The organism is Pseudomonas sp. 58 R 3 (assembly GCF_900006605.1).
GTDB lineage: Bacteria > Pseudomonadota > Gammaproteobacteria > Pseudomonadales > Pseudomonadaceae > Aquipseudomonas > Aquipseudomonas salomonii.
Genome location: NZ_CVTT01000088.1, coordinates 75,235 through 95,796 on the forward strand (window position 1 = coordinate 75,235; position 20,562 = coordinate 95,796).

A 20,562-nucleotide genomic window follows, 5' to 3' on the forward strand; every position below is an offset into this window, starting at 1 on the left:
CAGAGCGTGGGAACGATCCTTAGTGGCTGAAAAGTCCCGCCATGGCCTTGAGCCGCTTTTTGTAGACCCGCCGCGCCTCCAAGGCTTCCTCCAATGTCACCGCCACAAACCCCGCCCGCTGGTTCGGCTGCATTGATCGTTCCCACGCTCTGCGTGGGAATGCAGCCCCGGACGCTCCGCGTCCCAAAGCGTGACGCAGAGCGTCACAAGAGGCATTCCCACGCAGAGCGTGGGAACGATCCTTAGTGGCTGAAAAGTCCCGCCATGGCCTTGAGCCGCTTTTTGTAGACCCTCCGCGCCTCCAAGGCTTCCTCCAATGTCACCGCCACAAACCCCGCCCGCTGGTTCGGCTGCATCTGCCCGATCAAGTCCAGGTCGGCACTGATCACCGTGCCGATCATCGCGTAGCCGCCACCCGACACCGCATCGCGGTGCAGCACAATCGGCTCCAACCCCGCCGGCACCTGGATCGAACCGATCGGGTAGCAACTGTCAACGATATTAGAAGGGTCCGACCCCGCGCCAAACGGTTGTTCGCGCGGCTGAAAACTCAACGCACTGCCGCCCTTGAAACGGTAGCCGATGCGATCCGCCTCGGAGCCCACGGTCCACGGCTCAGCGAAAAAGCTGCTTTTTGCCGCATCCGTCAGGCGTTCGTAATACAGCCCCGGCACCACGCGCAAGGTCACATCGCCACCGACCGAACGGCGTAAGGCCATGGGCAAACTATTGCCCGCGCGGCCTGTTCCACTGGCCTCGCCGATCGGCAGCTCATCGCCTTCCTGCAAGCGTCGCCCTTCAAACCCACCGAGCGCGCCGAGGGTGTACGTCGAGCGGCTGCCAAGCACCAACGGCACATCAATGCCACCGGCCACCGCCAGGTACGTGCGCGCGCCGGCCTTGGGAAACTCAAAGCGCAGCACCTGCCCGGCGCGCACTTGGAAAGCGGTGTCCTGATGCACCACTTCACCGTCCAGACGCGCCGACATCAGCGCGCCACTGAGCGCCACCAATGCGTCCTGGCGAAACTCCAGTTCAGGGCCGATCAGCGTGCATTCCAGACCCGCCGCACCGGCTGGGTTGCCGACCAAATGGTTGGCCGCACTCAACGCGTACTGATCCAACGCGCCCGATGGCGGAATGCCCAAGTGGTAATACCCTTCACGGCCCAGGTCCTGCACAGAGGTGGCGAGGCCGGGTTTGAGCACCTTGATCATGCCAGCGCCTCCTGCAGGGTTTTCGGGTAGCCGATGGGGTCGGCGAGAAACGCGTCGAGGGAAAATTCCACCGGGCGGATACGCAGGTCGAAACGCCCTGCCTGCACCTCGGCCACGGCCAGGTCGTAGGCGTCGCGGTCCATCGGTTTGAACTGCACGATGTCACCGGGGCGGAAGAACACCATGTGTTCCTTGAGATACGCCAACTGCTGCGCCGGGTCGTAGATCGGCGCCGGGGTTACGCCAAACATCTGGTAGCCACCCGCGCCGCGTACCGAGTAAATGCAACCGAAACAGCCGCCATGGCCGAGGGTCAGTTTGGGCGTGTCGGTGCGCGGGCGCAGGTACTTGGGCACCTGCAATTGCCGCTCGCGCTCGACCATCTGGAACATGAACGGCAGGCCCGCCACAAAGCCGACCATCGACACAAACCACGGCGCGCCGCTGTGGGCGGCGATAAACGCGTCCACATCGGCCAGGCCGTTGATGCGTGCGGCGTATTCCAGGTCGGTGCCGCTGGGGTCTTGATGGCGGTCGCGAAAGCGCATCAGGGTTTCGTGGGTCCAGGGGTCGTTGTAGAGCACCGGGATTTCGATGATGCGCGTGTGCAATGTGCGTTCGGCCACGGCCTGGGCTTCGGCGCTTTGCACGGCGTCGAGCAGTACATGGGGCGCGATGCGGTCGGGGTCGAAGCGAATCTGGAACGACGCATTGGCCAGGCACACATCCAGCACGCCCTCCAGCGCCAGGCGCTCTACGGCGCGGGTCACGGCCATGCCTTTGAAAAAGGCTTGCAGGGACATGCTGTCGCTGACCTCGGCAAACAGGTGTTCATCACCGCCGAAGCTGTAGCGGATGGGGGTGGTTTCAGCCATGTCTGTTCCTCTTGGAATCATTGTAGAAAGGCAGGCAAAAAGTGCTGTTGCAATATTTTTATTGGGGTGCTTATTGAGGTGTTCTGACTTCGATTCCGGCCTGGTCCAGGGCTTCGCGAGTGGCTTCCACCAACTCCAGCGCGCCAGGCGTGTCACTGTGCAGGCAAATGGAATCGAATTCGATCAACAGGTCTTCGCCTTCTACGGTTCGCACCCGGCCGGTCTGACACGCACGTAGAACGCGCGCCGCAACGGTTGCGGGGTCAAGTGCACGCACATTGCGGGTAAACACAATGGACCCGCTCAAATCGTACTCACGGTCGGCGTAAAACTCGCGCACCACCGGTTGCCCGAGTTCCTTGGCCACGCGCCAGATCACCGAGTTGGGCATGCAATAGAGCAACAGCGTCGGCTCGATGATTTGCAGGTTCTGCACCAGCAGCCGCGCCGCTTCTTCATCGCGGGCCAGATGCATGTAGAGCGCGCCGTGGGGCTTGATGTGTTGCAAGCTCACACCTTGGGCACGGGCGATTTCGCGCAGGGCACCGAGTTGGTAAAGGATGTCGTCCACCAGTTCCTGGGCCGGTGCATTGATGTGCCGACGGCCGAAACCCACCAGGTCACGAAAGCCCGGATGCGCGCCGATGCCTACGCCCAGTTGCTTGGCGCGTTCGACGGTGCGGCGCATGGTGCCGGGGTCGCCGGCGTGGAAGCCGGTAGCGATATTGGCTGAGCTGATATAGGCCATCAGGTCAAAGTCGACGCCATCGCCGATGGTCCAGGGGCCGAAGCCTTCGCCCATGTCCGAATTGAAATCCACTGCCTGCATCGAGGTTGCTCCGCCAAAAGGTGATGGCTGAAAGTAGGCTGGGGCTTGACCCCTTGGGAAGATCTATTATCAGATGGCCCATCTTCTGAAAAACAGATACCCAAAGAGCGTTCCCGCGCTCCGCGTGGGAATGCAGCCCAGGACGCTCCGCGTCCCAAAGCGTGACGCAGAGCGTCACAACAGGCGTTACCACGCAGAGCGTGGGAACGATCGGAGAAATCCATGTCCCTGACCTTGCGCCAAGTGCGCTACTTCGTCGCCACCGCCGAAATCGGCCAGATTTCCCAGGCGGCGATCCACCTGAACATCTCCCAGTCGGCGGTGACCACCGCGATCAAGGAGCTGGAAGCGATGCTTGGCGTGCAACTGTTCGTGCGCTCGGCCCAGGGCATGAACCTCACCGACGCCGGGCGGCACTTTCTCAACCGCGCCTATGTGATCGTGCGCAGCGTGGATGACGCCCTCAACAGCCCGCTGCCCGACTACCGCGCCAGCGGCGTATTGCGCGTAGCGGCCAGCTACACGGTGTTGGGTTACTTCCTGCCGCATCACTTGCAACGCATGCAACACTGGCACCCGGACGTGACCATCGACGTTTTCGAGCAGGAGCGCCAGGCCATCGAACACGGCCTGCTCGACGGCCAGTTCGACATGGCCGTGGTGCTCACCGCCAACCTGACTCACGCGGATATCGTCTCGGAAATCCTGTTCAACTCCGAACGCCGACTGTGGCTGCCCAGCCATCACCCGTTGTGCGAACGCGGTGCCGTGAGCCTGGCGGATGTGGCGCAAGAGCCTTACATCCTGCTGACCGTCGACGAAGCCGAGCACAGTGCCATGCGCTACTGGGAACAGGCCGGGCAAACGCCGAACGTGCGGTTGCGCACCAGTTCGGTGGAGGCGGTGCGCAGCATGGTCGCCAATGGCAGCGGCGTGGCGATTTTGTCGGACTTGGTGCACCGGCCATGGTCGCTGGAAGGCAAGCGTATCGAAACACTGACCGTTACCGACCCGGTCACGCCCATGAGCGTCGGCCTGGCCTGGCACCGCGAGCGCGCATTCACTCCGGCGATGCAGGCGTTTCGTGACTACTTTCACGACGCCTTCCTGGCGCCGCAGCAGCTGTCGGCGCGGCGTTAAATATGGGCCTGTAAGGTCGCCGCCAGCCACTCCATGAACACCCGCACCCGCAACGGCAAATGCCGCTGGCCGGCGTAGAGCATGGAGACATCCAGGGGCGGCGCGAGGTAGTCCGCCAACACCGAAACCAATTCGCCACTGGCCAATAAATCGCGAACGCCGAGCAGCGGCACTTGGATAATCCCCAAACCGCCGAGACACGCCGCCTGGTAGGCATCGGTGCTGCTGACGGTCACGCGCCCGGCCATGGCCACGCGCTGCACCTTGTTGCCTTGCAGGAATTCAAACCCGGCCGAGCGCGCACCGAGCGGCCGCACGTAGTGCACCAGTTGATGCTGCGCCAGGTCGGCAAGGGTCTCGGGCACGCCATAACGTTGCAGGTACGCGGGGCTTACGCAGTTGACCATCGGCATGCTGCAGACCTTGCGTGCAACCACGCTTTGGTCGGGCTGCGCGCCCACGCGCACCACGCAATCAAAGCCTTCAGCAATCACGTCGACCTGGCGATCCGAACTGCTGATTTCCATCTCCACCAGCGGGTGGCGCGCCATAAACGAAGGGAGCTGCGGCATCACCACGCCGCGCGCCATGGCATTGGGCATGTCCACCCGAATGCGCCCGGCCAATTGCGCTTCGTCCTGGCGAAACAGGCCTTCGAGCTCTTCCATGTGCGCGAGCAAATCCTTGCTGCGCTCATACAGCACACGGCCGTCCTGGGTGGCTTGCACGGTGCGCGTGGTGCGCTGCAACAGGCGCGCGCCCAGCAACGTTTCCAGCGCCTGCACATGCTCGGACACGGTGGAGCGCGGCAGGCCCAGGCTCTCGCCGGCCTGGGTGAAACTCGACAGCTCGGTGACGCGCACGAAAGTGCGCAGCAGCTCCAGTTTGTTCATGGGATTGTTCGCCTTATCCGACCAGTGATTCCGATATCAGCCTGTTTATCACGTTATGGGCGGACAAATACACTCAGTCCCACTGATCACCCGTGAGGACTACCCCATGACTCGTAAAATCGCACTCATCACCGGCGCCAGCCGTGGCCTTGGCAAAAGCGCCGCCTTGCACCTCGCCGCCCAGGGCGTGGATATCATCGGCACCTACCACAGCGCCGCCACCGAAGCCCAAGCGGTAGTAGCACAGGTTGAAGCCCTGGGCGGCCGCGCCGCCATGCTGCAACTGGATGTCAGCCAGAGCGGCAGCTTCGAGGCTTTCGTCGGGCAAATCGCTGCGGTGCTCAAGGACGTTTTCGCCCAGCAACATTTCAACTTTCTAATCAACAACGCGGGCATCGGCGCTCACGCAAGCTTTGCCGAAACCACCGAAGAGCAGTTCGACAAGCTGGTGGCCATTCACTTCAAGGCGCCGTTTTTCCTCACCCAGAAACTGCTGCCGCTGATCAGCGATGGCGGGCGCATCATCAACATCTCCAGCGGCCTGGCGCGGTTCAGCCTGCCGGGGTACGCCGCCTATGCGTCGATGAAAGGCGCCGTGGAAGTGCTGTCGCGTTATCAGGCCAAAGAACTCGGCCCGCGCGGCATCACCGTCAACACCCTGGCACCCGGCGCAATTGCCACCGATTTCAGCGGCGGCGCAGTGCGCGATAACCCGCAGCTGAATGCCATGGTGGCCGACAACACCGCCCTGGGCCGTGCCGGCTTGCCGGACGATATCGGCGGTGCGATTTCGATTCTGCTGGCCGATGGCAGCAACTGGATCACCGGGCAGCGCATCGAAGCGTCGGGCGGCATGTTTCTGTAAGCATTCTGCGCTAGCATCAATGCCTTCAGATCACTGACGGGCAATCACCGATGAGTTTTGATCCAGGCTTGGCCGGCGGCATGGGTGTATTGGCCGCCGTGGTCGACAGCGGCAGCTTTGCCCGCGCCGCCAACAGCCTGGAGATGACGCCTTCGGGGGTCAGCCGGGCGATTTCCCGCCTGGAAAAACGCCTCGGTATTCGCCTGTTCGACCGCACCACCCGCTCGGTGCAATTGACCGACGAGGGGCGACGTTTCTACCAGCAAATCGCCCCGCTGTTGGCCGGGCTGCAAGAGGCTGCCGATTCGGCGGCCGACAGCGCCCTCACCGTGCGCGGGCGTTTGCGGGTGAACATCGACCCGTATTTTTCGCGACTGGTCCTTGGCCCGGTACTCGGCGACTTCATGCGCCAATACCCGCAACTGCAACTCGACCTGCACACCCGCGACCAACTCGGCGACCTGGTGGCCGACGGCTTTGACCTGGCCATTCGCTTCGGCATCCCGCAGGCGTCCTCGTTGATCGCCCGCAAGCTGATGGAAGTGCGCGTGCTCACCGTGGCCTCCCCCGCTTACCTTGAGCAATACGGCCGACCCACGATCCCGCAAGACCTGGAAACCGGGCACATGTGCCTGGATTTTCGCGACTCGCAAACCGGTCGCCCGTTTGCCTGGGAATTCCATCGCCCCGGCGAGCAAGTGATGGTGCGCACCAGCGGCCGTTTGGTGGTCAACGACGCCAGCACCTTGTACAGCGTGTGTGAACACGGGCATGCCGTGGCGCAGATGCTCGACCTCGGCCTGGACTCGGCGATCAAGGCCGGCAGCCTGGTGGAGTTGTTTCCCGACTGGCCGGACGAGCGTTTCCCGTTGTACGCCTATTACCCGTCGCGGCATTTGCCCGCCGCCAAGGTGCGGGCATTTCTGGCGTTTGTGGCCTCGCTCAAGCTTGGCTAGGTACACGGGACTGTACGAATTTTTCCCGCAGCACGTCATAACCCCAGTGGTACACGTAGGTGTACGGCAGGAAGAACAACAGCACGCCGATGTCGAGGACGAAGGCTTGCAACAGGCTGATCTTCATCACTGCGGCAATCAACGGCACCGCCAGGATGATCAGGCCGCCTTCGAACAACAGCGCATGCACCACGCGGGTCCTGCCGCCGTCGGGCCAGTGCAGGCGGGCTTTGAGGCGGTCGAACAGGCTGTTGAAAATCACGTTCCAGCTCAGCGCCAACAGGCTGATGCCCAGGGTCACCGCGCCCATTTCCAGGGCCGGCCGGCCGGTGATCCACACCAGCAAGGGTGTACAGATCAATAAGGCCAGCCCTTCAAAACCAATGGCCTGGCACACACGTTCAGTAATCGACTTGGTAGGGTTCATGACCCGGCTCCTTGAGTGACGATGGTTGCCATGATTACCCTTTGACTCGATACTTCATAACTAATAACCATCGATAAAGGCGATAGTCATGGCCTCCAATGAAGTGCTGCAGGCGTTTGTGCAGGCGGCTACCCAGGGCTCTTTTTCAGCGGCAGCGCGCAAGCTGGGTAAAAGCCAGTCCACCGTCAGCGCGGCCGTGGCGAGCCTGGAGATTGACCTGGATGTGCTGCTGTTTGATCGCAGCAGCCGCAAGCCGACGCTTACGCCCGCCGGGCATGTGTTGTTGCTGCGCGCCGAGCAGGTACTGGAGGCCAGCAGCCGCCTGGAGTTGGCGGCCAGTCAGTTGTCACAGGGCCTTGAACCCAAGCTGACCATCGCCATGTCCGATACTTACCAGTCCGACCGCTTTGAGGTCGCCCTCAAGGCCTTTGAACAGCGCCACCCGGACCTTGAGCTGGAATGCCTGATCGCCGAATGCGAAGACCTGATCGCCCTGGTGCAAAGCGGCCGGGCGCAGATTGCGTTTATCGAAAAACAAGACACTTACCCGCCCGACCTGACCGGCGCGCCGGTCGAAGAACGTACCGAAATTGCCCTGTTCGCGGCGCCCACGCATCCGTTGGCCAAGCTGAAGAACATCCCGGCGCAGACCTTGCAGCAACACCGCGAATTGCGCCTGGCCAGCATCATCAACCCGACCGAAACCCGCCCGAGCGGGCGGGTGTGGTCGGCGCCCAGTTACTTGATGCTGATGGAGATGGCGCAGCTGGGGTTTGGCTGGGCCCCGATTCCGCGCTGGTTGGTGGAGCGTTTTGGCGGCGACCACCTGGTCGAACTCAAAGCCCGCAGTTGGCCGCGCTCGGTGGCGGTGGATGCGCTGTGGTCAAGGCACCACCCACCGGGGCCGGCGGGGAGTTGGTTGCTGGGCAAGATGCTGGAGTGATGACCTCCAAACAATGAAGATCAAAACTGTGGGAGCGGGCTTGCCCGCTCCCACAGTTTGCCCTGCGCCTATCCGGGAGATTTGAGTTCGGCCAGGCGCCGCTCTATAAAGCGTTTCTCCGGAATTTGCTGGGTGAGCGTGAGGGCTTTTTCGTAGGCTTCCCGCGCATCTTCAACCCGCCCCAACTGCCGGCAAAACTCCCCGCGTGCCGAATGCGCCAGGTGGTAATCCAATAATTCCCCGCGCTGCAAAATGCCCTCCACCAATTGCAACCCCGCCAACGGCCCCTGCCCCATCGCCACCGCCACCGCCCGGTTCAGCTCGATCACCGGCGACGGCACTTCGCGCAGCAACACATCGTAAAGCCCGACAATTTGCAGCCAGTCCGTGTCCTCAGCCTGGGGCGCTTCGGCATGCACCGCCGCAATCGCTGCTTGCAGGCAGTACGGGCCAAACCGCCGTGTATTCAACGCCTGCTCCACCAATGCGCAGCCTTCAGCAATCAAGGACGCGTCCCACACTGCGCGGTTCTGTTCATGCAACAGCACCAACTCACCGTCGGCCGAGGTGCGCGTTGCTCGGCGCGATTCATGCAGCAGCATCAGCGCCAGCAAACCCATCACTTCCGGCTCTGGCAGCAACTCCAGCAGCAAACGCCCCAAACGAATGGCTTCGCGGGTCAGGTCTTCGCGGGTGAGGTCGGCGCCCATGGATGCCGAATAGCCCTCGTTGAACACCAGGTAAACCACGCGCAATACGCTGTCCAGACGCTCGGGCAACGCGTCCAGGGTTGGCACCTGGTAGGGGATTTTCGCTTCGCGGATCTTGCCCTTGGCGCGCACGATGCGCTGGGCGATGGTGGTGGGCGTGGCCAGAAAGGCGCGGGCGATTTCTTCGGTGGTGAGGTCGCAGATCTCGCGCAAGGTCAGCGCCGCCTGGGCGTCGGGCGCCAACGCCGGGTGGCAGCAGGTGAAGATCAGGCGCAGGCGGTCGTCTTCCACGTCTTCCTCACTCCATTCAGCCGCTTCCAGCGTGTCGGCCTGCTCCTGTAATAACGGGGTGAAACGTGCCTGACGGCGCAGGCGGTCGATGGCTTTGAAGCGGCCGGTGGAGACCAGCCAGGCCCGTGGATTGTCCGGCACACCGTCTTGCGGCCAGCGCTGCACGGCAATTAAAAACGCCTCGTGCAGCGCCTCTTCAGCCAAGTCGAAATCACCCAGCAAGCGAATCAGCGTCGCCAGTACGCGGCGTGATTCGCTGCGGTAAATCGCCTCGACCTGCGGGGTCAATCGGGCATGCCCTGGGTCACCAGCGTCACCAGGCGGTCGAGGCTCTGGCCCCAGCCGTCATGAAAACCCATGGCTTCGTGGGCCTGTTTATCGGCTTCGCTCCAATGCCTGGCGCGGGCGGTGTAGCGGGTCTTGCCGTCGACGGCTTCGAAGGTTACTTCGGCGGTCATGAACGGCTTGCCGGACGGAATCCAGCCCGGCGCATAGGCATCGGTAAACACCAGCCGGCTCGGCGCCTCGATTTCCAGGAACACGCCAGAAGTCGGGTACTCGGCGCCATCCGGCGCGCGCATCAAGGTGCGAAACAGGCCACCGACCCACAGGTTCATTTCGCACTCCGGCGTGGTCATGCCGTGTGGGCCCCACCATTGCTGCAACAACTCGGGCGTGGTCCAGGCGCGAAATACCTTGCTTGGCGGTGCGTCGATCAAACGGCTGATGGACAGTTCAAATTCAGCGGGTTGGGTATTCATGGGTAAACCTCCTTCTTGTGATTGTTGTGTTCAGAGATTCAATGCACGCACGGGGCGTACTTCCACACTGCCGACCCGCGCCGCCGGTATGCCGCCAGCCACCTGGAGCGCGTCGTTCAAGTCCTTGGCCTCGATCAGGTAAAACCCGGCGAGTTGCTCCTTGGTTTCGGCAAACGGCCCGTCGGTGATCGACAGCTTGCCATTGCGCATGCGCACGGTGGTGGCGCTGCTCACCGACTCCAGCGGCTCGGCGGCGAGCATGCGGCCGCTGGCCTGGATGGCCTCGGCGTAGGCAAAGCACTCCGGGTCCGCCGGGCTGTCGGGCGAGGTGTGCAACACCGCTTCGTTGCTGTAGATCAGGCAGAGGTATTTCATGGCGCTCTCCGTTTTCGGACTACTGACTATAGTTCGTGGCAGTCAAGGTTTCAGGTCGAACAATGCCGTGCCGCTTTCCATGTCGAACGGCGCCGACCAGTGCTCATGCACCACCTTCCACTGCCCGTTGATGCGCCGGTAACCGGCGGTCACGCGCATCCAGCACGCCTTCACCACGCCGTCCGGCCCGGCGCCGCCGCAGTGCGCCAGCCAGTGGGCAAACGCGCTGTCGGGTGCCTCGACGATATGCAGCTCATGAAACTCGAAAATGCCCGGGCCGGGGCAATGCTTCATGCATTCATCCCAATGGGCGCGGTAGGCGGCCTTACCTTTGAATTGCAGTGCGGTGACGGCATCGAACGAGACGATATCGTCGGCGTAATAGCTGACAATTTTGTCGATATCACGATCAAGTACGGCTTTTTTCCATTGCTCGATCAGGGTGTTGATTGCAGTGCTCATGGCGATACTCCTGGGGGTTGGAAATCACAAAGGACACCCGTAGTCGAACGGCCTCAGCGCAAATCGACAGGCCGCTGAAAAATAATTTCGCCTACGGCAAACCCGCTAGAATCCCCACCTCTTTGTAGGATTTTGGATGCGCCCCCGATGGAAACCCGCCTCGTCGCCTACGAGACGCTGAGCCTTGTGCAAAAACAGCAGCTCGACACCCTGCAAGTGCACCCCGAGCAACTGGCGTATTCCGGCGATATCTACTGCGCGCTCAACAGCCTGCTGGTCAACCCCAAGCCCGGCGCGATCAAAGGCTTTGCGCTGCTGGCCGACGAAACGCCCGTGGCCTTCCTGCTGCTCAAACGCCCGCCCTGCCTGCCCCATTGGGCCGATGAACACAGCGCAACGCTGCACGCGTTGCAGGTGGACCGGCATCAGCAAGGGCGCGGGTTTGGCAGAGCCTGCCTGCAAGCATTGCCGGCCGTGGCCCTGCAGGCGTGGCCGCAGATCAAGGCGCTGGAGTTGTCGGTGGACACGGACAATGTGGCGGCGATGGGGTTGTATCTGGCGGCTGGCTGGGTGGACAGCGGGGAGGCGTATAAGGGGCGGGTCGGGTATGAGCGTAGGTTGAGTTGGGTGTTTGGTCGGGATAGCATTGACAGCTTAAAAATGTAACGTATATATGACTTAAACAATCAAAAGTAATGAATACGTGACATGGACACTTCGATTATCACCCAACGCTTAGGCCAACAAGTTCGCTCCATGCGCCTCAACCGTGGCTATACACAAGCGGACTTGGCGAAACTTGCGGGCGTTACCCGGCAAAAACTGATCGAAATCGAGAAGGGCAGCCTCTCTGTTTCCATGAATGCCTATGCTCGCGTGATCGCCGCCCTGGGCAGTGAGGTCAAATTAGTGCCAGTGACCCTGCCGACACTTGAAGAGTTAGAGGACTTGTTCAATGAATAGCCCCGCTCTTAGCGTTCATACGCCTCAAGGCGACAGCGGCAGCGTAATGGTGGGCGCTGATGATTACCTGTTTCGCTACGACGCTAAGGCACAGGCCCAAAGCGCTATCAGCCTTACCATGCCCGTGCGCGCAGAAGAATATCGCCGCCGCGAATTGCATCCAATCTTTCAAATGAATTTGCCCGAAGGCTACGTACTGGAACAATTGCGTAACCGTCTGGCTAAAACGGTAAAAGTGGACCCGATGCTGTTACTGGCCTTATCAGGTAGCAGTGCACCGATTGGCCGGGTTTTCGTGATTTCCGATCAGATAAACGAACTAATTCAACGCAACGGTCCGCCCGCAAACGGAGAGAGCCTGGCAGAAATTCTCGCGTGGGACGGAGCGCAAGACCTGTTCGCCGACTTGGTGGACCGTTACATTCTGCGAGCGGGCATTTCTGGCGTGCAGCCCAAAGTGCTGGTGCCAGAAAAACCTCAAACTCCCGAGCACAAATTCACCTCTAAAACCAACGACCTGATTATCAAGAGCGGGCGTGATGAGTTTCCGGGCTTGGCCATCAATGAATACCTGTGCATGTCTATTGCGCGGGATGCAGGCCTGCCCGTGCCGCCGTTTTATCTGTCGCAAAACCATAAGCTTTTCATCATGCGGCGCTTTGATCGCGACGCGCAGCTCAACTCGCTGGGTTTCGAAGATATGACCACACTGATGGGCCTGTCTGCCGAACAGAAATACACCAAGAGCTATGCCGCCATCGCCAAGGCTGTACGCGCGTTTTGCTCACCGGAAAACCAACGCAGCTCGTTGGACCAATTGTTCGATAGCGTGGCTTTGAGTTGCATCGTGGGAAATGGCGATGCTCACCTGAAAAACTTCGGTGTGCTCTACAGTGACCCGATTAAATTTGACGCGCGCCTGGCCCCGGCTTACGACATCGTGAATACCACCGCCTATATCCCTGAAGACACACTTGCGCTGGACCTGTCCGGCAACAAATCAATATTTGCCTCACGTTTGGGCATCCTTGAGTTTGCAAAAACCTGCGAGATCGAAAAACCTGAGGCGCGTATTCAGGCACTGCTGCAAACCCTTGAGGTCGTGCTCAAGCGCGAAGACGAATACTGTCGGTTAGCGCCTGACGTTGCAAAAGCCATTCGACAATCCGCTCAGAGCTACCAGCAGAGCTTCGGTGGCTGAATGCTTCTGTACTCATCCAAGGACAAGGTGGTGACTATGCTGACAACCCTCGAACAACTCGAAACCCTCTACGGCCTGCCCCACGAAGTCCGAAGCACCTTGTATTGATACCTCAGTCGGCACCGATTTACCGGTGCCGACAGCACCGCCGTCAGCCCTTTTCGCCAACCGGCAGCCAGATCTCCACCGTCCCCGTGCCCTTGTGCGCGTCGAAATCGGCGCTGTAGCGCTCGAAATCCGCGCCCATCACCTTGTAGCCCGAGTGCGGTAACCACTCGAACATGATGCGTTCGTAGGTTTGCTCAAGTGCCTGCACCGGCCCGTAATGTGGGAACACGGCATAGTTGAGCGGCGCAATTTCGATGAACTCGAAGTTGCTCGGCACGTCGCTTTTAGTCGGGACTTCAACCCCGGCCATGTAGTCGAATTCGCCATGGTGGGGGTTATGGCACACACCATAGGTCACGCCCCCGACGCGCTTTTTGATGTCTTTGACGCAAGTGTTGAACAAATCCCACAGCTTTGGGATATCACCCACTGTGGCCTTCGAATAACGCCCTTGTACCCCGGCGATTACCAAGGCTTTACCGGCTTCCATGCGTGGCTCTAACGGTTGTTTTGTCTGCTGATCCATACGAACAGTCTCCTTCTTATGAGGGAACAAACCCGCGTCGAGTATAGGGGCATATCCACGCCTTACTCCAAGTAGAAATTTTTCCTACGCATCTGGACAACTGGCCATCATCGACCGTATTGTCTGCCCCGCAGGCCACCGCAGTGGCCGACGTCGCTCGGACGGTTCCGGGCGCTTACGTACCTCGAGGCAACAATGGCAGACCAGGGTTCGCCGCGCCGCTTTGCGCGCATAGATCGACTCCCCCCTTACGTTTTTAATATCACTGCCGAGCTGAAGATGGCTGCGCGTCGGCGCGGCGAAGACATCATCGACTTGAGCATGGGTAACCCTGACGGCGCCACGCCTCCACACATCGTGGAAAAAATGGTCACCGTCGCCCAGCGTGAAGACACCCACGGTTACTCCACATCCAAAGGCATTCCGCGTCTGCGCCGGGCCATTTCGCGCTGGTACAAAGACCGCTATGCAGTGGATATCGACCCGGAAACCGAAGCCATCGTGACCATCGGTTCCAAGGAAGGCCTGGCGCATTTGATGCTGGCCACCCTGGACCAGGGCGACACCGTGCTGGTGCCCAACCCCAGCTACCCGATTCACATCTACGGTGCCGTGATTGCCGGCGCCCAGGTGCGTTCGGTGCCGCTGGTGCCGGGCGTGGATTTCTTCGCCGAGCTGGAACGGGCGATTCGTGGCTCGATCCCCAAGCCGAAGATGATGATCCTCGGCTTCCCGTCCAACCCCACCGCGCAGTGCGTGGAATTGGACTTCTTCGAACGCGTGATCGCCCTGGCCAAACAGTACGACGTACTGGTGGTACACGACCTGGCCTACGCCGACATCGTCTACGACGGCTGGAAAGCCCCCTCGATCATGCAAGTGCCAGGCGCCAAGGACATTGCGGTGGAGTTTTTCACCCTGTCCAAGAGTTACAACATGGCCGGCTGGCGCATCGGCTTTATGGTCGGCAACCCGGAACTGGTCAACGCCCTGGCGCGGATCAAGAGCTACCACGACTACGGCACCTTCACCCCGCTGCAAGTGGCGGCGATTGCCGCGCTGGAAGGCGATCAGCAGTGTGTGAAGGACATTGCCGAGCAGTATCGCCAGCGCCGTAACGTGCTGGTCAAAGGCCTGCATGAGCTGGGTTGGATGGTCGAGAATCCGAAGGCATCAATGTACGTCTGGGCCAAGATCCCTGAGCAGTATGCGGCCATGGGCTCGCTGGAATTTGCCAAGAAGCTGCTGCTGGAGGCGAAGGTGTGCGTGTCGCCGGGAATCGGCTTTGGTGAGTATGGGGATGATCATGTGCGCTTTGCGCTGATCGAAAACCAGGACCGGATTCGCCAGGCGGTGCGCGGGATTCGCGGGATGTTCCGAGCGGATGGGTTAGTCACTAAAGCCTGAGGCGCAATGATCGTTCCCACGCTCCGCGTGGGAATGCAGCACGGGACGCTCTGCGTCCCCAAGCGTGACGCAGAGCGTCACAAGAGGCATTCCCACGCGGAGCGTGGGAACGATCAGTCAGTGATTACACCACCAACGACAGCAACATGATAAAGATCAGCGCCACCACCGACAGAATGGTCTCCATCGCCGTCCAGGTCTTGAACGTCTCGACCACGGTCATATTGAAGTACTGCTTCACCAGCCAGAAGCCCGCATCGTTGACGTGAGACAACACCAACGAACCCGCCCCCGTCGCCAACACCAGCAGCTCACGGTTAACCCCTGGAATCATGCCCACCACCGGCACCACAATGCCTGCGCCGGTAATGGTCGCCACCGTCGCAGAGCCTGTGGCCACACGAATCACCGCCGCCACCAGCCACGCCAGCAGAATCGGGTTGATCTGCGCGTTCACTGCCATATGGCCGATCACGTCACCCACGCCGCTGGTCACCAGCATCTGCTTGAAACCACCACCGGCGCCGATGATCAGGATGATCGCAGCGGTCGGCGCCAGGCTGGCGTCGAGCAGCTTGAGAATTTGCTTGGAGTGAATGCCCTGGCGATGGCCAAAGGTGTACAGCGACAACAGCAATGCCAGCAGCAACGCGGTGATCGGGTGACCGATCATGTCCATCCAGTTGCGGATGGCGTGGCCGTCCGGCAGCGCGACGTCGGCGAAGGTTTTGAGCAGCATCAGGAATACCGGCAGCAGCACGGTGATCAGGGTGATGCTGAAGCTCGGCAGGCTTTTGGACTCCGGCTCGCGGGCCAGTTGGTCGACCAGTTCCTGGGACGGGTTGCCCGGAATGTACTTGGCAATAAACGTACCGAAAATCGGCCCGGCAATGATGGCGGTCGGCAGTGCGACGATCAGGCCGTACAGGATGGTCTTGCCGATATCGGCACCAAACACGCCGATGGCCAGCAGCGGGCCAGGGTGCGGTGGCACCAGGCCGTGTACCGCCGACAGACCGGCGAGCAGCGGGATGCCGATCTTGATCAGCGACACGCCGGTACGGCGCGCGACGATAAACACCAGCGGAATCAGCAGTACAAAGCCGATCTCGAAGAACAGCGGGATGCCCACCAGAAACGCGGCGAACATCATGGCCCACTGGACTTTCTCTTTGCCGAAGGCGCGGATCAGCGTTTGCGCGATCTGATCGGCACCGCCGGATTCGGCCATCATTTTGCCGAGCATCGTGCCCAGCGCGAGGATGATGCCGACAAAACCGAGCACGCCGCCAAAACCGTCCTGGAACGCCTTGATGATCTTGTCCACGGGCATGCCCGAGGTCAGGCCGAGGAAGCCGGCCGCGATGATCAGTGCAATGAACGGGTGCACCTTGAACTGGGTGATCAGAACGATCAACCCGATGATTGTGACCACTGCGTCTAGCAGCAGGTAGGACTCGTGGGACATGCCAAACATGGGGGGTCTCTCCTGTTTGTTGTTGTTATTAAAGCCGGTATTGAATGTTTCGCCGGGGGTAGCGCTACCTTTTCCGGCAAAAAATTAATGAGTAGGTTCAAAGCCGTGTTGCAGCCACCAGGCATGGGTTTGCTCGGCCAAGTCCTCAACGCTGTCTTCGCTGGCGTTGAGCGCCAGGGTCAGCGGCTCGCCCACGGGCGATTCAAGGGTGGCGAACTGGCTGTCTATGAGGCTTGCCGGCATAAAATGACCGGGGCGATGGGACACGCGGTCAGCGGCCACGGCACGGGTCAGTTCCAGGAACACAAACCCCAGGCCCGGCGCAGCTTCGCGCAAATGGTCGCGGTATTTCTTTTTGAGGGCTGAACAGGTGAGCACCGGATGCTCGCCGGCTTTGAGCGAGCGGCGCAGTTCATCGCAGAGGATGTCGAGCCAGCCGGCGCGGTCGTCGTCGTTGAGGGGGTGGCCGGCGCTCATCTTTTCGATGTTGGCGGCGGGGTGAAAGCTGTCGCCTTCAATCGCGGTGGCGCCGTTCAGGCGGCACAGGGCTTCGCTGACGCTGGACTTGCCACAGCCGGAAACACCCATGATGACCAGGGCGGTAACAGGTTGACTCATGAAACACCTCAGGACGCAGATAGCGCTACCTTTGCACGCTGTAAGGCTAGTGCAAAAACAGGCTTTTCCCGCGCCGACTTGTCATTTTTATGGAGTGACGCGTGCATCCTCTCCAACCGTTTGAACAGGATCAGGCAACCCAACGTTCAAGTATTTGCAGCTGTTTGGAGACAGCGCTACCTTAGTGCCCCGATTTTTGTTTGGCAACAGCCTGATGACCTCCAAGAACGATAAAAAATTACGCACCACCGGTCGCCCGACCCTCAATGAAGTGGCGCGCCTGGCGGGTGTCAGCCCGATTACCGCCTCCCGCGCACTGCGTGGCGTCAGCACGGTGGCTACCGAGCTGGTGGAAAAAGTGCAACGGGCCGCCGCCGAACTCAACTACGTCGTCAACCCCGCCGCTCGCGCCCTGGCCTCGGCGCAAAGCCATTCGGTGGTGGTCATCGTGCCGTCGCTGTCCAACCTGTTGTTTATCGAAACCCTCGAAGCCATCCACGCAGTGCTGCGGCCCAAGGGCTTTGAAGTGCTGATCGGCAACTCGCACTACTCGCGTGATGAAGAAGAGAACCTGCTGCGCAACTACATGGCCTACCAGCCACGCGGTTTGCTGCTGACCGGGTTTGACCGCACCGAAAGCGCACGGCGGATGGTCGAGGCCAGCAATGTGCCCTGTGTGTACATGATGGATCTGGACCCGAATGCGGGCGTGAATTGCGTGGGGTTTTCGCAACTGAGTGCAGGCGAAACAGCGGCAGCGCATTTGCTCTCCCGTGGGCGCAAGCGCCTGGCGTATATCGGCGCGCAGTTGGACCAGCGCACGTTGCTGCGCGGTGAAGGGTTCCGCCGTGCCCTGCAGCAGGCGGGCATGTACGACCCGGCGCTGGAACTGCTGACGCCGCGTCCCTCCTCCGTGGGGTTGGGTGGCGAATTGTTTTTGCAATTGCTGGCGGCGCATCCGGATGTGGACGCGATTTTCTTCGGTAACGACGACCTGGCCCAAGGCGCGCTGCTGGAGGCCATGCGCCACGGCATCAACGTGCCGGAGCGCGTGGCGGTGCTGGGCTTTAATGATTTGCCTGCATCGTCTTTCATGGTGCCGCGTTTGAGCAGCATCAGCACGCCACGTGAGGCGATCGGGCGGCGCTCGGCGGAGCATTTGTTGACGATCATGGCGGGGAACAAGATTGCCAAGCCGGTGGTGGACATGGGATTTGAATTGCAGGTGCGCGAAAGCACGTAACGTGCTCGTTCCCACGCTCTGCGTGGGAATGCCTCTTGTGACGCTCTGCGTCACGCTTTGGACGCAGAGCGTCCTGGGCTGCATCCCCACGCGGGAGCGTGGGAACGATCGGAGTGGGGTGGGAAGGTTGTAGGACGCGGCTGACATTGCCGTAAGCGCCTTGCCCGGTTGCCTACGCTTACGTCAGAATCCGCCGGCTTGTGCGCTTGGGGGGTGGTCTTTAAGGTTGGTTGGTCGCTGAATTTCTCGGCGATCGGGTTTAGTAGCCCAACTTCTGGACACTCTCAGTGCATAAGCCTCATCTGAGTTTGATGGCGGCTGTGCGTAGGGCACCTTCGGGTGCGCCGGCTTTGAGTGTCCACCGGTCTACTAACCTGCGTACAGCTGCCACCCTTCGTTTAGTAGCGATCCGGCGGCGGCCTATTCCAGGATGCTCAAATGATCAAAAAAACTGAAAAACCGCCAACTACACTCTTCTCCATTACACCCGACACACCCATCGAATCCCTGCTGATCAACAGCTACGAAACCGTGTGCTCTGTCAGCACCTTGCTGCTCGACCTGTCCAATGACCTCACCGGCAAACACCGCGACGTGGCCCTGGCCATTCATCAACTGAGCGAGTTGTCAGTGCTGATGGTCGGCAAAGCCATGGACCAGCAAACACCGCGCAACTAAAGCCCTGCTCGGTCAAAAATGTGGGAGCGGGCTTGCTCGCGAAGGCGGCGTATCAGCCACAAATGGGCTAACTGACCCACCGCCTTCGCGAGCAAGTCGAATCGTCGCACCGCCGCTCCCACAGGTTGTCCGTGCCCACTTAAGATATCGCCGTAAAGTCCTGCCCCTGCTAGATTGACCGCTCTCCATCGTCAGGGAAGCACCATGGGACACTCACTGAAAATCCTCGGCCGCACGTCCTCCATCAACGTGCGCAAAGTGCTCTGGACCTGCCAGGAACTGGGCATCGACTACGTGCGCGAAGATTGGGGCATCGGCTTCAAGCCCACCCAGTCAGCCGAATTCCTGGCCTTGAACCCCAACGCCCAAGTACCGGTGCTGATCGACGACCACGGCGTGCTGTGGGAATCCAACACCATCTGCCGCTACCTTGTCGGCCTCTACCAACGCACCGACCTGCTACCCGCCGAACCCGCGCCACGTGCGCGAGTCGAGCAATGGGTGGACTGGCAAGCCGTGGAACTCAACCGCGCCTGGGGCGATGCCTTCACCGCGCTGGTGCGCAATAACCCCGACAACCTCGACGCGGCGCAGATTGCCGCCGCCGTGCAGGTGTGGAATGACAAGATGGGCCTGCTGGAACAACAGCTGGCTAAAACCTGCGCCTATGTGGCCGGCGATGAATTCACCCTCGCCGATATTCTTATCGGCCTTTCGGTGCACCGTTGGCAGAACACGCCCATGCAGCGCCCGCCCTACCCTGCCATTGCGGCGTATTACCAACGCCTGAGCCAACGCCCAGGCTTCAAGACCTTCGCCCTCGACGGCCATAACTAAAACAAGGACTCCACCGTGAACGGACTCAACGTACTGCTGACCGGCGCCTGCGGCAGAATCGGCAAGACATTTTTCGAAGCCTCCAAAGACCGCTACCGCTTCACCCTCACTGACCGCATCGCGCCGGCGTTTGACTTGGGCGAGCACCGTTTCGTCCACGCTGACCTGAGTGATAAAGCCAGCCTGGCCGCGCTGCTCGACGGCATCGATGTAGTCGTGCACCTGTCGGGCATCCCCAACGCCAGCGCGACATTCGACGAGGTGCTGCCGAACAATATTCTCGCCACCACTTACCTGTTCGAAGCCGCCGTGGCCGCCGGCGTGAAACGCCTGGTGTTCGCCAGCAGCGCACAAACCATCGAAGGCTACCCGGTGGACCGGCAGATCACGCCGGGCATGCAGGTGATGCCCGCCAACCTGTACGGCGTGAGCAAATGCTACGGCGAGGCGCTGTGCGGCTACTACGCAGCCAAGACGCCGCTGTCGACCATCGCCCTGCGCATCGGCGCCTTTGAATTCCCTGAAACCCACGGCCTCAACAACGCCCGCGACCTCAGCGCCTGGCTCAGCCCACGGGATGCGGTGCAATTGCTGCAACGCTCGGTGGAAGCGGAAGGCGTGAAGCATCTGATCGCCCACGGCATTTCCAATAACCGTTTCAAGCGCCTGGACCTCGGCGAAACCACGCGCGTGTTGGGTTACCATCCGGTCGACGATGCATTCCAAGCATTTGAAATCCCGATTACTTATTGAGTTCTGC

The 20,562-nt window shown here is 60.8% G+C and carries 24 protein-coding genes and 1 pseudogene; 12 read left to right on the forward strand and 13 right to left on the reverse strand.

All coding sequences use genetic code 11. The features are described from left to right. Positions 1–19: 19 nt before the first annotated feature. The 4 genes and pseudogenes from BFP92_RS32270 to BFP92_RS29920 all read right to left on the reverse strand — a co-directional run. Positions 20–133, reverse strand: a pseudogene (locus BFP92_RS32270) (allophanate hydrolase); the annotation flags it as partial. Positions 134–242: 109 nt separating this feature from the next. Further along, on the reverse strand, positions 243–1,217 hold the full coding sequence (locus BFP92_RS29910) for a 5-oxoprolinase subunit C family protein (protein ID WP_065932225.1): 975 nt from the start codon (positions 1,215–1,217) through the stop codon (positions 243–245). Beyond that, positions 1,214–2,092, reverse strand: a complete 879-nt coding sequence (locus BFP92_RS29915) for a 5-oxoprolinase subunit B family protein (RefSeq protein ID WP_065932226.1) — start codon at positions 2,090–2,092, stop codon at positions 1,214–1,216. Before BFP92_RS29915 ends, BFP92_RS29910 begins: the two co-directional genes overlap by 4 nt. A 70-nt stretch (positions 2,093–2,162) precedes the next feature. Beyond that, positions 2,163–2,921, reverse strand: coding sequence for a 5-oxoprolinase subunit PxpA (locus BFP92_RS29920; protein ID WP_065932227.1), 759 nt, complete (start codon positions 2,919–2,921; stop codon positions 2,163–2,165). Positions 2,922–3,143: 222 nt separating this feature from the next. Here BFP92_RS29920 and BFP92_RS29925 point away from each other — a divergent pair, with 222 nt between their 5' ends. Then, on the forward strand, positions 3,144–4,061 hold the full coding sequence (locus BFP92_RS29925) for a LysR family transcriptional regulator (protein WP_017137886.1): 918 nt from the start codon (positions 3,144–3,146) through the stop codon (positions 4,059–4,061). On the opposite strand, the gene BFP92_RS29930 is transcribed toward BFP92_RS29925, so the two are convergent. Further along, positions 4,058–4,954, reverse strand: coding sequence for a LysR family transcriptional regulator (locus BFP92_RS29930; RefSeq protein ID WP_065932228.1), 897 nt, complete (start codon positions 4,952–4,954; stop codon positions 4,058–4,060). The two genes, BFP92_RS29925 and BFP92_RS29930, sit on opposite strands and share 4 nt — an antisense overlap. Positions 4,955–5,060: 106 nt before the next feature. Here BFP92_RS29930 and BFP92_RS29935 point away from each other — a divergent pair, with 106 nt between their 5' ends. Together BFP92_RS29935 and BFP92_RS29940 are read left to right on the forward strand one after the other, a co-directional pair. After that, entirely contained in the window at positions 5,061–5,819 is a 759-nt protein-coding gene (locus BFP92_RS29935) for an SDR family NAD(P)-dependent oxidoreductase (RefSeq protein WP_065932229.1), read from the forward strand. Positions 5,820–5,869: 50 nt separating this feature from the next. Next, positions 5,870–6,775: a LysR family transcriptional regulator gene (locus BFP92_RS29940; RefSeq protein WP_065932230.1), complete on the forward strand. Its 906-nt coding sequence runs from the start codon at positions 5,870–5,872 to the stop codon at positions 6,773–6,775. Here BFP92_RS29940 and BFP92_RS29945 read toward each other — a convergent pair. Next, positions 6,762–7,202 (reverse strand): multidrug/biocide efflux PACE transporter, encoded by a 441-nt coding sequence (locus BFP92_RS29945; RefSeq protein ID WP_065932231.1) that lies wholly within the window; start codon positions 7,200–7,202, stop codon positions 6,762–6,764. The genes BFP92_RS29940 and BFP92_RS29945 overlap by 14 nt on opposite strands. Positions 7,203–7,290: 88 nt before the next feature. On the opposite strand from BFP92_RS29945, the gene BFP92_RS29950 reads away from it, so the two are divergent. Then, on the forward strand, positions 7,291–8,145 hold the full coding sequence (locus tag BFP92_RS29950) for a LysR family transcriptional regulator (RefSeq protein ID WP_065932232.1): 855 nt from the start codon (positions 7,291–7,293) through the stop codon (positions 8,143–8,145). Positions 8,146–8,213: 68 nt separating this feature from the next. On the opposite strand, the gene BFP92_RS29955 is transcribed toward BFP92_RS29950, so the two are convergent. From BFP92_RS29955 to BFP92_RS29970, 4 genes are read right to left on the reverse strand one after another with little or no spacing between them, the layout of a single operon-like run. Continuing rightward, positions 8,214–9,434 (reverse strand): RNA polymerase sigma factor, encoded by a 1,221-nt coding sequence (locus BFP92_RS29955; RefSeq protein ID WP_065932233.1) that lies wholly within the window; start codon positions 9,432–9,434, stop codon positions 8,214–8,216. After that, on the reverse strand, positions 9,431–9,907 hold the full coding sequence (locus BFP92_RS29960; protein ID WP_065932234.1) for an SRPBCC family protein: 477 nt from the start codon (positions 9,905–9,907) through the stop codon (positions 9,431–9,433). Before BFP92_RS29960 ends, BFP92_RS29955 begins: the two co-directional genes overlap by 4 nt. Positions 9,908–9,937: 30 nt before the next feature. Then, positions 9,938–10,282, reverse strand: coding sequence for a YciI family protein (locus tag BFP92_RS29965; RefSeq protein WP_065932235.1), 345 nt, complete (start codon positions 10,280–10,282; stop codon positions 9,938–9,940). Between the two features lie 42 nt (positions 10,283–10,324). Beyond that, positions 10,325–10,744, reverse strand: coding sequence for a YybH family protein (locus BFP92_RS29970; RefSeq protein WP_065932236.1), 420 nt, complete (start codon positions 10,742–10,744; stop codon positions 10,325–10,327). Positions 10,745–10,891: 147 nt separating this feature from the next. On the opposite strand from BFP92_RS29970, the gene BFP92_RS29975 reads away from it, so the two are divergent. From BFP92_RS29975 to BFP92_RS29985, 3 genes are read left to right on the forward strand one after another with little or no spacing between them, the layout of a single operon-like run. Then, entirely contained in the window at positions 10,892–11,410 is a 519-nt protein-coding gene (locus BFP92_RS29975; RefSeq protein WP_065932237.1) for a GNAT family N-acetyltransferase, read from the forward strand. A 42-nt stretch (positions 11,411–11,452) separates the two neighbouring features. Then, entirely contained in the window at positions 11,453–11,707 is a 255-nt protein-coding gene (locus BFP92_RS29980) for a helix-turn-helix domain-containing protein (RefSeq protein ID WP_017135431.1), read from the forward strand. Then, positions 11,700–12,908 (forward strand): type II toxin-antitoxin system HipA family toxin, encoded by a 1,209-nt coding sequence (locus BFP92_RS29985; protein ID WP_065932238.1) that lies wholly within the window; start codon positions 11,700–11,702, stop codon positions 12,906–12,908. The genes BFP92_RS29980 and BFP92_RS29985 overlap by 8 nt, the downstream gene beginning before the upstream one ends. Before the next feature lie 151 nt (positions 12,909–13,059). On the opposite strand, the gene BFP92_RS29990 is transcribed toward BFP92_RS29985, so the two are convergent. After that, positions 13,060–13,542, reverse strand: a complete 483-nt coding sequence (locus BFP92_RS29990) for a GyrI-like domain-containing protein (RefSeq protein WP_065932239.1) — start codon at positions 13,540–13,542, stop codon at positions 13,060–13,062. Between the two features lie 195 nt (positions 13,543–13,737). On the opposite strand from BFP92_RS29990, the gene alaC reads away from it, so the two are divergent. Continuing rightward, positions 13,738–14,949, forward strand: a complete 1,212-nt coding sequence (alaC, locus tag BFP92_RS29995) for an alanine transaminase (protein ID WP_065932240.1) — start codon at positions 13,738–13,740, stop codon at positions 14,947–14,949. Between the two features lie 124 nt (positions 14,950–15,073). Here alaC and BFP92_RS30000 read toward each other — a convergent pair whose 3' ends face one another. Both BFP92_RS30000 and BFP92_RS30005 read right to left on the reverse strand, forming a co-directional pair. Next, the gene (locus BFP92_RS30000; protein ID WP_058421449.1) at positions 15,074–16,426 is read right to left on the reverse strand and encodes a GntP family permease; all 1,353 of its coding nucleotides are present in this window, start codon (positions 16,424–16,426) and stop codon (positions 15,074–15,076) included. 84 nt (positions 16,427–16,510) lie between these two features. Then, positions 16,511–17,044, reverse strand: a complete 534-nt coding sequence (locus tag BFP92_RS30005) for a gluconokinase (RefSeq protein ID WP_065932241.1) — start codon at positions 17,042–17,044, stop codon at positions 16,511–16,513. Positions 17,045–17,255: 211 nt separating this feature from the next. On the opposite strand from BFP92_RS30005, the gene BFP92_RS30010 reads away from it, so the two are divergent. From BFP92_RS30010 to BFP92_RS30025, 4 genes are all read left to right on the forward strand, one after another. Next, the gene (locus tag BFP92_RS30010; RefSeq protein WP_026013854.1) at positions 17,256–18,287 is read left to right on the forward strand and encodes an HTH-type transcriptional regulator GntR; all 1,032 of its coding nucleotides are present in this window, start codon (positions 17,256–17,258) and stop codon (positions 18,285–18,287) included. Between the two features lie 438 nt (positions 18,288–18,725). After that, a complete protein-coding gene (locus BFP92_RS30015; protein ID WP_065932242.1) occupies positions 18,726–18,965 on the forward strand; it encodes a DUF6124 family protein in 240 nt (79 codons plus the stop codon). 204 nt (positions 18,966–19,169) lie between these two features. Further along, positions 19,170–19,802, forward strand: coding sequence for a glutathione S-transferase family protein (locus BFP92_RS30020; protein WP_065932243.1), 633 nt, complete (start codon positions 19,170–19,172; stop codon positions 19,800–19,802). A gap of 15 nt (positions 19,803–19,817) precedes the next feature. Continuing rightward, positions 19,818–20,555 (forward strand): NAD-dependent epimerase/dehydratase family protein, encoded by a 738-nt coding sequence (locus BFP92_RS30025; protein ID WP_065932244.1) that lies wholly within the window; start codon positions 19,818–19,820, stop codon positions 20,553–20,555. Positions 20,556–20,562 lie beyond the last annotated feature (7 nt).